At 63.5% G+C, this 15158-nt stretch carries 10 protein-coding genes; 4 read left to right on the forward strand and 6 right to left on the reverse strand.

Annotated elements, in window-relative coordinates:
* Nucleotides 1-103 precede the first annotated feature (103 nt).
* Nucleotides 104-895, forward strand: coding sequence for a hypothetical protein (locus ATY78_RS20800; RefSeq protein WP_088684189.1), 792 nt, complete (start codon nt 104-106; stop codon nt 893-895).
* A 122-nt stretch (nt 896-1017) separates the two neighbouring features.
* On the opposite strand, the gene ATY78_RS20805 is transcribed toward ATY78_RS20800, so the two are convergent.
* The 5 genes from ATY78_RS20805 to ATY78_RS20825 all read right to left on the reverse strand — a co-directional run bounded on the left by ATY78_RS20805 (nt 1018) and on the right by ATY78_RS20825 (nt 4761).
* Complete coding sequence (locus ATY78_RS20805; RefSeq protein ID WP_088684190.1) at nt 1018-1779, reverse strand: ABC transporter ATP-binding protein; 762 nt, start codon at nt 1777-1779, stop codon at nt 1018-1020.
* A complete protein-coding gene (locus ATY78_RS20810; protein ID WP_088684191.1) occupies nt 1776-2816 on the reverse strand; it encodes an iron ABC transporter permease in 1041 nt (346 codons plus the stop codon). Before ATY78_RS20810 ends, ATY78_RS20805 begins: the two co-directional genes overlap by 4 nt.
* Nucleotides 2813-3838, reverse strand: coding sequence for an ABC transporter substrate-binding protein (locus ATY78_RS20815; RefSeq protein WP_088684192.1), 1026 nt, complete (start codon nt 3836-3838; stop codon nt 2813-2815). The genes ATY78_RS20810 and ATY78_RS20815 overlap by 4 nt, the downstream gene beginning before the upstream one ends.
* A gap of 161 nt (nt 3839-3999) precedes the next feature.
* A complete protein-coding gene (locus ATY78_RS20820) occupies nt 4000-4281 on the reverse strand; it encodes a hypothetical protein (protein ID WP_088684193.1) in 282 nt (93 codons plus the stop codon).
* 27 nt (nt 4282-4308) lie between these two features.
* Nucleotides 4309-4761: a hypothetical protein gene (locus ATY78_RS20825; protein WP_088684194.1), complete on the reverse strand. Its 453-nt coding sequence runs from the start codon at nt 4759-4761 to the stop codon at nt 4309-4311.
* 168 nt (nt 4762-4929) lie between these two features.
* Between ATY78_RS20825 and ATY78_RS20830 the strand changes: the two genes are divergently transcribed.
* Together ATY78_RS20830 and ATY78_RS20835 are read left to right on the forward strand one after the other, a co-directional pair.
* Nucleotides 4930-11232, forward strand: a complete 6303-nt coding sequence (locus tag ATY78_RS20830) for a HAMP domain-containing protein (protein ID WP_088684195.1) — start codon at nt 4930-4932, stop codon at nt 11230-11232.
* A gap of 10 nt (nt 11233-11242) precedes the next feature.
* The gene (locus ATY78_RS20835) at nt 11243-12919 is read left to right on the forward strand and encodes a response regulator (RefSeq protein WP_088684196.1); all 1677 of its coding nucleotides are present in this window, start codon (nt 11243-11245) and stop codon (nt 12917-12919) included.
* Nucleotides 12920-13007: 88 nt separating this feature from the next.
* Here ATY78_RS20835 and ATY78_RS20840 read toward each other — a convergent pair whose 3' ends face one another.
* Nucleotides 13008-13208 (reverse strand): hypothetical protein, encoded by a 201-nt coding sequence (locus tag ATY78_RS20840; protein ID WP_088684197.1) that lies wholly within the window; start codon nt 13206-13208, stop codon nt 13008-13010.
* 162 nt (nt 13209-13370) lie between these two features.
* On the opposite strand from ATY78_RS20840, the gene treZ reads away from it, so the two are divergent.
* Entirely contained in the window at nt 13371-15146 is a 1776-nt protein-coding gene (treZ, locus tag ATY78_RS20845; protein ID WP_088684290.1) for a malto-oligosyltrehalose trehalohydrolase, read from the forward strand.
* Nucleotides 15147-15158: the final 12 nt, after the last annotated feature.

The following is a 15158-nucleotide window of genomic DNA, read 5'->3' on the forward strand; positions in this document are numbered from 1 at the left end:
GCAGCAAACAGAGAGACACGCTTACCGAACTTGCCAAAGCCTACCAAGACCCGATAGCCAAGAAATAATGATCTCTGCGTATTGATACCGGGAGAACTCTCAAATGGTATTCGGGTGGCGGCTTTTGGGGCTCGCTCTGATCGTGGCTGTGCTTTCCTTGCCGGCCTGGATCGCTTGGCAGTGGCACGCCGAGCATCAGATCTACGCCGATCCGGAAGACCCCGCGCTGACCATCACACCTCAGCACATCGAGGCATTGCGGAAACTGCAGTTTGCGTGGAGCACCTCGATCGAAAGCGGGGGGCCTGTTGTCAATCCACTCGCTCCATATGGCAGCGACGATCTGGCCGCTGACCTCGGCCCGATCATCGGCACGAGCGATCGAATTGTCATCGCCCGATTTCACCGCGAGGTCTCGACACTGCTGACTTGGGCTCTTGCAAATTGCGGGCTAGCGGACGGACAATATCACCTCGACCATCTCGATAATGCGACGATGCAACGCCGGCTTCGGAACGATCTCGCTGGATTGCCGGGCGCACGGATTAATTCATATCTGGCAGAAATGCCGCGCCTTGAGCCAGATGGCTATTTTCAATTCACCCGCCAGCATCTCCAACTCCTGCACCACCTGAGCTTCGAGTGGCCGGACAGTCGGATCATCTCGACCGTCGCCGGTGAAGGCTATCCCGCGCCCGTGGTCAATTTCAAGCGACCGTTCGGCGACATGAGCGCGTTTGAAATCGATATGGCCGCGATTCTGGGCCAGCCTCGCCCCGTTCTCGACCATGTTGATCCAGCGCTGAATCGTTACTATTGGGAAATGTGGCCAGCACTCCAGGCATTCGTGCAGAACGTTCGCCTGGACGCGGCAAAGTCGACCTGCGTGGACTAGAGCATGATGCCGAAAAGTGTGAGTGGTTTTCGGACGACATCATGCTCTAACTCTTTAATTGAGAACAGGATTCAGATTTTAGGCCAATCGGGCCTAAAATCTGAATCCTGTTCTAGCCGCTCTCACTTGAGATAGTGGATGTGCGGGCGGGAGTGATAGGGCGAGGCTTCGACGCGCGCCTCGATCGAGAAGACCTCGCGCAGCAGCTTCTCGCTCAGCACGTCTTCAGGTGTGCCGGAGGCGACGATCCTGCCCCGCTGCATGATGATCAACTCATCGCAGAACATGGCGGCATGGTTGAGATCGTGCAGGGCAACGATGCTGGTGATCGGCAGGCCGGAGACGAGCCGCATCAGGCCGATCTGGTGCTGAATGTCGAGATGATTTGTCGGTTCGTCGAGGATCAGCTCCTGCGGCGACTGGGCGAGCGCCCTGGCGATGTGGGTGCGCTGTTTTTCGCCGCCCGAGAGGCTCTGCCAGCGCTCGTCGCGCTTTTCCGCCATGCCGGCGCGCGCCAGTGCGGCCTCGACCGCCTCTTCGTCGGCTCTCGTCCAGCCGGAGAACATCGACCGGTGCGGGAAGCGGCCGAGCTTGACGACGTCGACGACCTTGAGATTGGCGTTGGTCGTCGCGTGCTGCTCGACGAAGGCGATGCGCCGGGCGATCGAGCGGCGGCTGATCTTGCCGATATCGCTGCGGTCGAGCGTGACGCGGCCGGAATGCGGCCTCTTCAGACCGGCGAGAAGCCTGAGCAGCGACGTCTTGCCCGAGCCGTTCGGCCCGAGCAGGCCGAGCATCCGGCCGGGCTGCGCCGCCATGGAAACGCCGTCCAGAATGGTCTTCCTGCCAATTTTCCAGGTGAGGTTGTCGGCCTTGATGCTCATGACGCGCGCTGGAACCGGTAGAGGATGATCGAGAAGAAGGGAACGCCGACCAGCGCCGTGACGACGCCGATCGGTAGGATCTGGCCGGGAATGAGGGCGCGCGCGGCGATGTCGGCGAGCACCATGAAGATCGCTCCTGCGATGGCGCAGGCCGGCAGCAGACGGATATGGAGCGGCCCGACGACGAAGCGGGCGACATGCGGCACGACGAGGCCGACGAAGCCGATCGAGCCGACCATGCTGACGATGGTGGCCGTCATCATGGCGGTGAGCGCGAAGAGCGCCATTCTGGCGCGGCTGACATTGACGCCGAGCGAGGATGCCGCTTCATCGCCGAACGCGAAGGCGTCGAGCACGCGGGCAAAGAGCAGACAGGCGGCGAGGCCGAAGCCGACGACGATCGAGACCAGCGCGAATTCCGGCCAGCGCACGCCGCTGAAGCTGCCGAGCAGCCAGAACATGACGTCACGCGCCTGCTGCGCATTGGCCGAGGTGGTGACGATATAGGAGGTGGAAGCGTTGAAGAGCTGCGATGCGGCGACACCGGCAAGGATGGTGCGGTCCGCGCCGCCGCGCGTGCCGTTCGACAGCAGCGCCACGAAGAAGAAGGCCGCGAAAGCACCGGCAAAGGCGCCTGCCGAGAGCGACACCGCGCCGGCGCCGAGGCCCAGGATGACGATCGCGACCGCGCCGGTGGAGGCGCCGGCGGAGATGCCGAGCACATAGGGCTCGGCCAGCGGGTTGCGCAGCAGCGACTGCATGACGGCGCCCGACAGCGCCAGCCCCGCGCCGCAGAAGGCGGCGACGAGCGCCCGGCTCAGGCGATAATCCCAGATGACAGTCTCGTGGATGCGGTTGAGCTCGACCGCGGTCCAGCCCAGCCGGTTGGTGACGGCCGAAAACGTGGTTGCGAGCGGGATCGGCAGGTCGCCGATCCCGACGCTGACGCCGATGGCGACAGCGATGAGGCAGAGGGAAGCCAGAAGCAGCGCGGTGAGTGCTCCCAGCTGCCGGAAGAGACGCCCCGCCTCGGTCACTTCAGCAGACCGAGGGCCTTCAGCTGCTCGGCAACCTGCTCGGCGCCGTAGATCGTGCGAATGGTCGGGTTCATCGCCTGGCCGTCCATCACGACGAGCGCCTTGTTCTTGACGGCCGGGATCTGGCTGACGGCCGGATCGGTGTTCAGGAAGTTGATCTTGGCCTCGGGCTTGTCGAGCTCCCAGCGGTTGCGGTCGAGGCTGGCGACGACGATGACGTCGGGGTTGGAGGCGATGATGCCTTCCCAGCCGACGGTCGGCCATTCCGCATCCGCGGTGATCGCATTATGTCCGCCAAGCAGGTCGGCGATGAAGCCGGAGGCGCTGTTCTTGCCGCCGACATAAGCGTCGGCCGACGGGCTGGGGCTGGAGAACCAGAAGACGTAGGACAGGTTCTGGCCGTCCTTGGCAACGCTGCCGCGAAGCTTGGCTTCACGCGCCTTGAAGTCGGCAATCAGCGCCTGGCCGCGATCTGCGACGTCGAAAATCTGCGAGAGTTCGTCGATCTCCCTGTAGAGGAGATCCATGTTCCACAGCTCGCCGCGGCTGCCGTACTGGTCCTTGACATCCTTGGTGCTGAGGCAGGTGCTCGGCGAGAGATAGGTGGAAACGCCAACCTTGTCGAAATCTTCGCGCTTGGCGATCTTGCTGTTCGGGCCGACGAGGCTCGGCAAAGCCACGGCCACGAAATCGGGATTTTCGGCGAGCATGGATTCGAAGGTCGGCATTTCGACGGTGAGGAGCTTGACCTTGGCATTGGCTTCGGCAAGCTGCGGCAGCACCTTGCTCGGCCAGAAGGCGGTGCCGACCATCTTGTCCTGGAGGCCGAGCAGCAGCAGGATTTCCGCGCTGTTCTGGCCAAGGCCGATCGCCCGCTCGGGCGCCTTCTTGAAGGTCACTTCAGCGCCGCAATTTTCGAGCGTCAGCGGGTATGTCGTCGAACCGGCGAACGACGGGGCTGCGGCAAGGCCGATCAGGGCGGAGAGGCCGCAGGCGGCCAGAAGTGATTTGAGGCAGGTCACGATGAAAATCCCGGTGCGTGAGTATATGCGGCCGGGGTATAGCCGCAGGAACGACCGGAAAACAAGACCAAAAGGATCAACTTATTGCAAAAATCGACGGCACTGAACATTGCCGCCGGAACAATGTTCGCCAGCGTCGAAAGAAAAGCCTTCGAACACGGTCAGCTAAGCCTACCGACAAGCTTGGCATAGTCCGAAAACGTCGCCCCTTCGCCTTTGCTGCCGGCTTCGCCGGCAAGCTGCAGCACGCGGATCGGAAACAGGATCGCCGCGAGGTTGGCGCCGGAGAGCTCATGGTCGTCATCCTGCTCGATCGCCCTTTTGGCCTTCGAGAGCGCGGTATCGAGTTCCCCGCGCGTGAGCAATTCCTTTTCGACGATCGCGTCGCATATCGAGGCCATCGCCATGATCAGGCCTTTGAGCTGCAGATTGGCGGTATTCATGAAAACTCCCAGGTGACGAAAGGATTTCTAGTCCGCCTCGACCGGCCGGATCGTGTCGACCGAGACCGTGCCGTCGAGGATACCGCGCTTTATATCACGTCTGTTCCGATCGATCTCGATCACGGTGTAGAGTTTGTCGTCACGAAAGGCGCTGGCATTGGTCGTCGTCACATCCTCGGCGGGCGCCGCATCGACTTCCATGAAATCGAGTTCGCGCGCCGCAGCGACGATCCTGGCGTCGCCGGGCGTCCGGGCGGCGACGACGACGGCGCCGTGATTGGGGGCATTGCCCCATCTGGGATCGTCTGATTTGGCGATCGGCTCCAGCCGGTAGATGTTGAGCATCTCGCCGCCGGCTTCGGGCGATGCCTCCGCGGCGGCATCCTGCATCTGCGCCTGGCTTTCGACCGAGCGCCCGAAGGTGGTCGCGCTGGTCGCATTGTTGATTTCGTCTTTCCCTGTCCTTGAGACGTTCGACATGTCGTTCTCCTTGTCAGGACGGAAACGACGGCCGGCGGGAAACTGTTCCCGCGCAGGCAAAGTTTGGCCGTTGACGTTGGGTTAGGCCTATCTCTGCAACCCTGCGGCACACCCATACCCTTTTTCCAGCGGAGCACTAATTACCTTTGTTCGAACAGGGGGGATTTCGTGAGCAAGCAGACCAGTGAATATTCGGCCGATAGCATTGCGCCAGACAGCCTCAACGGACGTGACCACAAAAGCATGGCGTTCGACGATGCCAGCGCGCTTCTGGAGGTTCTGGTCGCCGTCAGGCGCGGCGACTTTTCCGTGCGGATGCGTTCGGATCTGACCGGTCTTACCGGCAAGGTCGCCGATGCGCTGAACGACATCATCGCCGCCAACCAGCGCATGGCCAAGCAGCTCGAACATGTCGGCCAGGTCGTCGGCCGCGACGGGCGGACGAGCACGCGCGTGCGCTTCGGCCTGTCGGACGGTTCGTGGTCGGAAATGGAAGGCTCGATCAACGGCCTGATCGACGATCTCCTCTGGCCGACGACGGCCGTCACGCGCACGATCACCGCCGTCGCCAAGGGCGATCTGCTGCAGACCGTGCCGCTTGATGTCGACGGGCGGGCGCTCAAGGGCGAATTCCTGCGCTCGGCCGATATCGTCAACACGATGATCAAGCAGCTGAGCGTCTTCACCTCCGAAGTGACACGTGTCGCCCGCGAAGTCGGCACCGACGGCAAGCTCGGCGGGCAGGCGCAGGTGCCCGAGGTGACGGGCGTCTGGAAGGACCTGACCGAAAGCGTCAACTCGATGGCGTCGAACCTGACGGCGCAGGTGCGCAACATCGCCGAGGTGACGATCGCGGTCGCCAACGGCGACCTCTCCAAGAAGATCACCGTCGACGTGCGCGGTGAAATCCTGCAGTTGAAGGAAGCGATCAACACCATGGTCGATCAGCTTCGCTCTTTCGCCTCCGAAGTGACGCGTGTCGCCCGCGAAGTCGGCACCGAAGGCAAGCTCGGCGGGCAGGCGCTGGTGCCCGGCGTCGCCGGCACCTGGAAGGACCTGACCGACTCCGTCAACGCCATGTGCGGCAACCTGACGGCGCAGGTGCGCAACATCGCCCAGGTAACGACGGCCGTGGCGCGCGGCGACCTCTCGCGCAAGATCACCGTCGACGTCTCGGGCGAAATCCTCGAACTCAAGGAAACCATCAATACGATGGTGGATCAGTTGAACGGCTTTGCCGGCGAAGTCACGCGCGTGGCGCGCGAAGTCGGCACGGAAGGGCGGCTCGGCGGCCAGGCGCAGGTGCCGGGTGTCGCCGGCACCTGGAAGGACCTGACCGACAACGTCAATTCCATGGCTTCTAACCTGACGGCGCAGGTGCGCAACATCGCGGAGGTTTCGACCGCGATCGCCAATGGTGACCTGTCGAAGAAGATCACGGTGACGGTGTCGGGCGAAATCCTCGAACTGAAGGAGACCATCAACACGATGGTCGACCAGTTGAACGCCTTCGCCTCGGAAGTGACGCGTGTGGCGCGTGAAGTCGGCACGGAAGGCCGGCTCGGCGGGCAGGCGAACGTGCGCGGCGTGGCCGGCACCTGGAAGGACCTGACCGAGAACGTCAACTCGATGGGCGGCAACCTGACGGCGCAGGTGCGCAATATCGCCGAGGTCTCCACCGCGATCGCCAATGGCGACCTGTCGAAGAAGATCACCGTCGACGTGAAGGGCGAGATCCTCGAACTGAAGGAAACCATCAATACGATGGTGGACCAGTTGAATGCGTTTGCCTCCGAGGTGACGCGCGTGGCGCGTGAAGTCGGCACGGAAGGCCGGCTCGGCGGGCAGGCCAACGTGCGCGGCGTGGCCGGCACCTGGAAGGACCTGACCGACAGCGTCAATTCCATGGCCTCCAACCTCACAGGCCAGGTGCGCAACATTGCCGAAGTCGCGACTGCCGTCGCCCAGGGCGACCTTTCCAAGAAGATCACCGTTCCCGTGTCGGGCGAAATCCTCGAACTCAAAGAAACCATCAACACGATGGTCGACCAGTTGAACGGTTTTGCCGGCGAAGTGACGCGCGTGGCGCGCGAGGTCGGCACCGAAGGCCGGCTCGGCGGCCAGGCGAACGTGCTCGGTGTCGCCGGCACCTGGAAGGACCTGACCGACAGCGTCAACTCCATGGCCGGCAACCTGACGGCGCAGGTGCGCAATATCGCCGAAGTCTCCACGGCGATTGCCAATGGCGACCTGTCCAAGAAGATCACCGTTTCGGTCTCGGGCGAAATCCTGGAGCTCAAGGAAACGCTGAACACCATGGTGGACCAGCTCAACCGCTTCGCCTCGGAAGTGACGCGCGTCGCCCGCGAAGTCGGCACCGAAGGCAAGCTCGGCGGCCAGGCGCAGGTGCCGGGTGTGGCCGGCACCTGGAAGGACTTGACCGAAAACGTCAACTCGATGGCCTCGAACCTGACAGGCCAGGTGCGCAACATCGCCGAAGTCACCACCGCTGTCGCGCGCGGCGACCTCTCGCGCAAGATCACCGTCGACGTGAAGGGCGAAATCCTCGAACTGAAGAACACCATCAACACGATGGTGGACCAGCTTAACGCCTTCGCCGGCGAAGTGACGCGTGTGGCGCGCGAAGTCGGCACCGAAGGCAAACTCGGCGGCCAGGCGCAGGTCTCGGGCGTGGCCGGCACCTGGAAAGACCTGACCGACAGCGTCAATTCCATGGCCGGCAACCTGACGGCGCAGGTGCGCAACATCGCCGAAGTGGCCACCGCAATCGCCAATGGCGACCTCTCGCGCAAGATCACCGTCGACGTGCGCGGCGAAATCCTGCTGCTGAAGGACACGCTGAATACCATGGTCGACCAGCTTCGCTCCTTCGCCGGCGAAGTGACGCGTGTCGCCCGCGAAGTCGGCACCGATGGCCGCCTCGGCGGCCAGGCCGTCGTTCCCGGCGTCGCCGGCACCTGGAAGGACCTGACCGACAACGTCAACCTTCTCGCCGCCAACCTCACGACCCAGGTGCGTAACATCGCCGAAGTGACGACGGCTGTGGCGCGCGGCGACCTCTCGCGCAAGATCACCGTCGACGTGAAGGGGGAAATTCTCGAACTGAAGAACACCATCAATACGATGGTGGACCAGCTCAACGCTTTCGCCGGCGAAGTCACACGCGTGGCCCGCGAAGTCGGCACCGAAGGCAAGCTCGGCGGCCAGGCGCAGGTGCCGGGTGTGGCCGGCACCTGGAAGGACCTGACCGACACCGTCAACGTCATGGCCGCCAACTTGACCGAGCAAGTACGCGGCATCGTCAAGGTGGTGACGGCGGTCGCGAACGGCGACCTCAAGCAGAACCTCACCGTAGCCTCCAAGGGCGAGGTGGCCGCCCTTGCCGAAACCATCAACAACATGACCAATACGCTCGCGACCTTCGCCGACCAGGTGACGACGGTGGCGCGCGAAGTCGGCGTCGAAGGCCGTCTCGGCGGCCAGGCGAATGTTCCCGGCACCGCGGGAACGTGGAAAGACTTGACCGGCAACGTCAACCTGCTGGCCGCTAATCTGACCACCCAGGTGCGCGCCATCGCCGAGGTTGCCACGGCCGTCACCAAGGGCGACCTGACGCGCTCGATCAAGGTCGATGCGCGCGGCGAAGTGGCCGAGCTCAAGGACAACATCAACACGATGATCGACAACCTGCGCCTGACGACGGAGCGCAACACCGAGCAGGACTGGCTGAAGACCAACCTGGCCCGCTTCACCAACATGCTGCAGGGCCAGCGCGACCTGACGCTGGTCGGCAAGCTGATGCTCTCGGAGCTGGCGCCGCTGGTCGGCGCGCATCAGGGCGTCATTTACCAGGTGGATGCCGACGAGGAGCAGCCGTTCCTGTCGCTGCTGTCGGTCTATGCGCAGGGCGTCGAGGCGGCGCACCCGCTGCGGCTCGATTTCGGCCAGGGCCTCGTCGGCCAATGCGCCAGCGATGCCCGCCGCATCCTCGTCACCGATCTTCCCGACAATGTCGTCCCGATCAGCTCCGGCGTGTTCACGACGCTGCCGCGAAGCGCGATCGTGCTGCCCGTTCACTTCGAGGGCCAGGTGAAGGCGGTGATCGAGCTTGCCTCGGCCGGCGAATTCACCGAGCTGCAGCTCTCCTTCCTCGACCAGCTGACGACCTCGATCGGCATCGTCCTCAACTCGATCGAAGCGACGATGCAGACCGAAGGCCTGCTCAAGCAATCCCAGCAGCTCGCTGCCGAACTGCAGACGCAGCAGCGCGAGTTGCAGCAGACCAACGAGCAGCTCGGCCAGAAGGCGCAGCAGCTGGAGGAGCGCAACGTCGAAGTCGAGGCGAAGAACCAGGAAATCGAGCAGGCAAGACGCGCGCTGGAGGAAAAGGCGACCGAGCTTGCGCTGACATCGAAATACAAATCCGAATTCCTCGCCAACATGTCGCACGAGCTGCGCACGCCTTTGAATTCGATCCTCATTCTCGGCCAGCAGCTCGGGGAAAACCCTGACGGCAATCTTTCGGGCAAGCAGGTCGAGTTCGCAAAGACCATTCACGGCGCGGGCACCGATCTTCTCAACCTCATCAGCGACATCCTCGACCTCTCGAAGATCGAGTCCGGCACCGTCTCAGTCGATGCCGAGGAGATCTTCGTCACCAACCTGCTCGAAGTCATGGCGCGGCCCTTCCGCCACGAGGCGGAAAACCGCAATCTCTCCTTCGCGGTCGAGGTCGGCGCCGAAGTGACGAAGAGCATCATCACGGATTCGAAGCGCCTGCAGCAGATCCTCAAGAACCTGCTGTCGAACGCCTTCAAGTTCACCGCGCAGGGCGGGGTCACGCTGCGCGTCGCGTCAGTGACGAGCGGCTGGTCGCCGGAGCATCCTTCACTGCGGCACGCGCCTTCGGTCATCGCCTTCGAGGTGGTCGATACCGGCATCGGCATACCGCCCGAGAAGCAGCGCATCATCTTCGAGGCGTTCCAGCAGGCGGATGCTTCGACCAGCCGCAAATATGGCGGCACCGGACTTGGCCTGGCGATCAGCCGCGAGTTGGCGAACCTGCTCGGCGGCGAGATCCAGCTGCGCAGCACGCCCGGCGTCGGCAGCACCTTCGTGCTCTACCTGCCGCTCACCTATGTCGGCGCCGGTGCGGTCGCGCCGAAGCCCGCCCAGGCGCCGGCAAATGTCGTGGAATTCGCGGAAGCCGCCGCGCTGCGCCGGGCCGAAAAGCCCGCCGAACATGTCCAGGACGACCGCCACCGGATCGAGACCGGCGACTCCGTGCTGCTCATCGTCGAGGACGATGCGCACTACGCCCGCGTTCTGGTCGATCTCGCCCACGACAACGGTTTCAAGGTGCTGGTGGCGATGCGCGGCAGCGATGCGCTCGTTCTGGCGCAGGAATACAAGCCGTCGGCGATTTCGCTCGATATTTTCCTGCCCGACATGCTCGGCTGGACGGTGTTGAGCCAGCTCAAGCAGAATTCGCAGACGCGGCACATTCCGGTGCAGATCATCAGCCTCGACGAGGATCGCCAGCACGGGCTGACCCGCGGTGCCTTCGCCTTCATGAGCAAGCCGACGACGCCGGAAGGCCTCGGCAAGGCCCTATCGCGGCTGAAGGCCTATGCCGAGCCGCGCCGCAAGCAATTGCTGCTGGTGGAAGACAATGAAGCCGAGCGCATGAGCGTCACCGCCCTTCTCGGGCACGACGACATCGACATAACAAGCGTCGGCTCCGGGTCGGAGGCTCTCGCCGTTCTCCGGCAGGGCTCGGCCGATTGCGTCGTGCTCGACCTGACGCTGCCCGACATGTCCGGTTTCGACGTGCTGGAGCAGATCCGCGACGATGACGGGATCGCCGAGGTGCCGGTGGTCGTCTTCACCGGCCGCGAGCTTTCGCCAGAGGAGGACGCCACGCTGCACAGCATGGCGCGCAGCGTCGTGGTGAAGGGCGTGGAGTCGCCCGAGCGCCTGCTCGACGAGACGGCGCTCTTCCTGCACCGCGTCGTCGCCGACCTGCCGGCCGCAAAACAGGCGACGCTGCAGGAGCTGCACAGTTCCGACGAGGATCTCGTCGGCGAGACCGTGCTGCTCGTCGACGACGACGCCCGCAACATCTTCGCGTTGAGCAGCGTGCTGGAGCGCCGGGGCATGAAGGTGCTGACGGCGACGACCGGCAGCGAGGCGATCGACGTCATCAACACCGAGCCCTCGGTGGCGATCGTGCTGATGGACATCATGATGCCCGGCATGGATGGCTACGAGACGATGCAGGTCATCCGCTCGGAGCCGCGCTTCCGGCGGCTGCCGATCCTGGCGCTGACGGCCAAGGCGATGAAGGGCGACCGTGAGAAATGCCTGGAGGCGGGCGCATCGGATTACCTGGCCAAGCCCGTCAACACCGAGCAGCTATTGTCGGCGCTGCGCATGTGGCTGCACCGCTGAGGACCCGGTCATGAACCCCGTCAACATCCTCCTCGTCGACGACCAGCCCGCCAAGCTCCTGAGCTATGAGGTCATTCTCGAAGAACTCGAGGAGAACCTCATCAAGGCGCAATCGGCCCGCGAAGCCTTCGAGCACCTGTTGCGCACCGAAATCGCCGTGATCCTCGTCGATGTCTGCATGCCGGAGCAGGACGGTTTCGAACTCGTCGGCATGATCCGCCAGCATCCGCGCTACCAGAACACGCCGATCATCTTCGTCTCCGCCGTCATGCTGGCCGAACCCGACCGGCTGCGCGGTTATGCAGTCGGAGCGGTCGACTATGTCTCGGTCCCGATCGTGCCCGAGGTGCTGAGGGCCAAGGTCAGGGTTTTTGCCGATCTCTACAGGAAGACGCGGGAGCTCGAACGGCTGAATGCCGATCTGGAGGCCCGCGTTCGCCAGCGCACCGCCGAACTCGAAACCTCCGCAGCGCAACTGCGCCAGCTCAACGAGGAGCTGGAACACCGGATCGACCAAAGGACGCGCGAGCGCGAGGAGGCGCTGGCCCAGCTCTTCGAGGCGCAGAAGCTCGACACGATCGGCCACCTCACGGGCGGCGTGGCGCACGATTTCAACAATCTCCTGATGGCGGTTCTCGGCAGCCTGAGCCTCCTGAAGAAGCGGCTTCCGGCCGACGAGCGCAGCGAACGCCTGGTGACGAACGCGATCCAGGCGGCCGAGCGCGGAACGGCGCTGACCCAGCGCCTGCTCGCCTTCGCCCGCCGCCAGGAGCTGAAACCGCAGGCGGTCGATTTCCTCCGGCTGTTCGAAAACGTCGAGGATCTTCTTGCCAAGGCGGTGGGGCCGCGCGTCGAAATCCGCAAAAGCATCCCGGCGGATCTGTCGCCGCTGCTGGTCGACAGCAACCAGCTGGAACTGGCGCTGCTCAATCTCTTCGTCAATGCCCGGGATGCGCTGGAAAGCGGCGGCGCCGTCACCGTTGCTGCGGCTGAGGCCGAAGAGCCGACATTGCCCGGCCTTGCGGGCGGCAATTACATCAGGATATCGGTGTCGGACGATGGCGAAGGCATGGACGAGGCGACGGTGTCGCGCGCCGCCGAGCCCTTCTTCACCACCAAAGGGGTCGGCAAGGGCACCGGTCTCGGCCTGTCGATGGTGCATGGTCTGGCCGCCCAATCCGGCGGTTCGATCCAGATATCGAGCATGCGGGGAAAGGGCACGACCGTCTCCCTGTGGCTGCCCGTCGCCGAGGCCTTCGCCAGGACACAGCCGGTCGCCGAGCCTCCGGCGGCCGAACCCTTGAAACCGGTGTCGAGGCCGCTTGCCATTCTCGTCGTCGATGACGACGCCCTGGTCCGGACCGGAACCGTGGCGATGCTGGAGGATCTCGGCCACCTGCCGCGGGAAGCCTCTTCGGCTTCACAGGCGCTGGAATTCCTCGCCGCCGGCCAGGGCTGCGACCTCGTCATCACCGATCATGCCATGCCCGGCATGACGGGCGCCGAGCTCGCGCGCCACCTTCGCTCCGCTTTCCCCGGCCTGCCCGTCATCCTCGCCTCGGGTTATGCCGAGCTTTCCGAAGACAATGCGCTCGGCCGGATGCTGAGAATGACGAAGCCCTTCACGCAGGAGCAGCTACAGACGGCCATGGATCAGGCGCTGTCAGGCAAGGTCGCGGCGGCTTGAGCCGAAACACACGGCCGGCGTCTTTGAAATATCGGGATGAGGTTGATCTGGTGCCGGTGGAAATGGATCATTTCTACCTCTCATTGCTTCACTGTGGCGCTTCGTCGATCTTTTCACGATCGATTTGGTTCATGCGCGCTTCGAGGCGCTGCCAGGTCTCATCGAGTGGCTTGGCCTTGCTATAGGCATCGTAAGTGGCCGCAACTTCCGTCCGCAACCAATGCTCGATGGCATTTTCGCGTTCCATCTCCGAGGGCATTGTAATGCTCGTCTCTTGCGTCGAATGCATCGATGCACTCCTATTCTTTCAAAGGCATACAACAACCCTGCGACAGAATAGAATCCTACTGCTCTCGACAGCTGGCCGATAGAGCAATCCGCGCGCGGACGAAACTTTTTGCTCCTGGAAAAGTTACCCAAATCCCGTCCCGATTTCATCGAAGGGTTTCCCTTGACCAAAATGACGTTCGGCCCGGCATTCACCGAAGAGGGCATTCTGTTTCGCCTCTGGGCGCCGCTGCATGAAAGCGTGTCGCTGAAAATCGAAAATGCCGGTCTGCGGCCGATGCAGCCGGCAGAAGGTGGATGGCACCACGGCCTCGTTTCCGCCGCCCATGCGGGAACGCGCTACCGTTTCATCCTGCCCGACGGTCTCGAAGTTCCCGATCCCGCCTCGCGGTTCCAGCCGCATGACGTGCACGGTCCGAGCGAGGTTGTCGACCTTTCCGCCTATCGCTGGAAGACGAGCGATTGGACAGGCCGGCCGTGGGAGGAGATGGTTATTTACGAGATGCATATCGGCTGCTTTACGCCGGAGGGCACGTTCAAAGCCGCGATCGAACGTCTCGACCATCTGCGCGAGCTTGGTATCACGGCTCTGCAGATCATGCCGGTCAGCGACTTTCCGGGCCGTTACAGTTGGGGTTATGACGGCGTGCTCCCCTATGCGCCCGACAGCAGCTACGGGCGGCCGGAGGATTTCATGGCTTTGGTGGATGCGGCGCATGCGCGTGGCATCAGCGTTTTCCTCGACGTGGTCTACAATCACTTCGGGCCTGATGGGAATTACATCCCTTCCTACGCGCCGCTTTTTACCGATCACCACAAGACGCCCTGGGGCCACGGCATCAATTACGACGGCGACGGATCGGAGATGATCCGCGAGTTCATCATCGAGAATGCCCTCTACTGGCTCACCGAATTCAGGCTCGACGGTTTCCGTTTCGATGCCGTCCATGCCATCAGGGACGACAGCGACGAGCATCTTCTCCACGCGCTTGCCACGCGCGTCAGGGCCGTTGCCGGCGGGCGGCACATTCACCTGATCGTCGAAAACGAGGAGAATGACAGCGATCTCCTGAAGCGCGACGAAAAGGGCGAGGCGCGGCTCTTCACCGCCCAGTGGAACGACGATATGCATCATGTGCTGCACATCGCCGCCACCGGCGAGACCTTCGGCTATTATGCCGACTACGCCGGTGACGCAGGCAGGCTCGGCCGGGCGCTGGCGGAAGGCTTCGTGTTCCAGGGCGAACATATGCCCTATCGCGGGGGAAGCCGTGGCAGGCCGAGCGGCCACCTGCCGCCGACGGTCTTCGTGTCCTTCATCCAGAACCACGACCAGATCGGCAACCGCGCGCTCGGCGACCGCGTCATGGCCACGAGCCCGGCCGATGCCGTCAGGGCCGTCACCGCGATCTATCTGTTGGCGCCCGAGATACCGATGCTGTTCATGGGCGAGGAATGGGGTGCGCGGGAGCCTTTCCCATTTTTCTGCGATTTTGACGAGGAACTGAACGAGAAGGTCAGGAAGGGCCGCCGCGAGGAGCTTTCGCGCCTGCCGGGCTTCGATGCCGGAGACCTTCGCGACCCGACGGCGCCCACGACCTTTTCGGCCGCCAAGCTGGATTGGTCGAAATGCGCTTCCTCTGAGGTTCTCGATTTCTACCGGACGCTTCTCGACATCAGGCGTCGAAGGATCATTCCCTTGCTGAAGGGAACGGGCGCCGGAAATGCGGTTTACCGCGCGGAAGGAACCGCCGTCGCGGTGGACTGGACGCTTGCCGGCGACAAACGTCTTCATCTGCGCGCCAATCTCGGTAACGAGGCAGCGCGGCTCGGCCTCCAGCGTGAGGACGGCGAAACGATCTTCCGCCTCGGCCGCAGCGATGACGGCGAGCTTGCGCCCTGGACGGTGATCTGGAGCATCAGCGAGGCCGCGCGCTGAGAGGAAGGCAAG

Source organism: Rhizobium sp. R635 (assembly GCF_002211285.1).
In the GTDB taxonomy this organism is placed as follows: Bacteria; Pseudomonadota; Alphaproteobacteria; order Rhizobiales; family Rhizobiaceae; genus Rhizobium.

What these genes read in the sequence shown, in the direction of transcription:
- ATY78_RS20840 (WP_088684197.1), bottom strand. Translation starts at nt 13,208, where the DNA reads ATGCATTCGACGCAAGAGACGAGCATTACAATGCCCTCGGAGATGGAA.
- ATY78_RS20820 (WP_088684193.1), bottom strand. Translation starts at nt 4,281, where the DNA reads ATGAATACCGCCAATCTGCAGCTCAAAGGCCTGATCATGGCGATGGCC.
- ATY78_RS20805 (WP_088684190.1), bottom strand. Translation starts at nt 1,779, where the DNA reads ATGAGCATCAAGGCCGACAACCTCACCTGGAAAATTGGCAGGAAGACC.
- ATY78_RS20825 (WP_088684194.1), bottom strand. Translation starts at nt 4,761, where the DNA reads ATGTCGAACGTCTCAAGGACAGGGAAAGACGAAATCAACAATGCGACC.
- ATY78_RS20835 (WP_088684196.1), top strand. Translation starts at nt 11,243, where the DNA reads ATGAACCCCGTCAACATCCTCCTCGTCGACGACCAGCCCGCCAAGCTC.
- ATY78_RS20800 (WP_088684189.1), top strand. Translation starts at nt 104, where the DNA reads ATGGTATTCGGGTGGCGGCTTTTGGGGCTCGCTCTGATCGTGGCTGTG.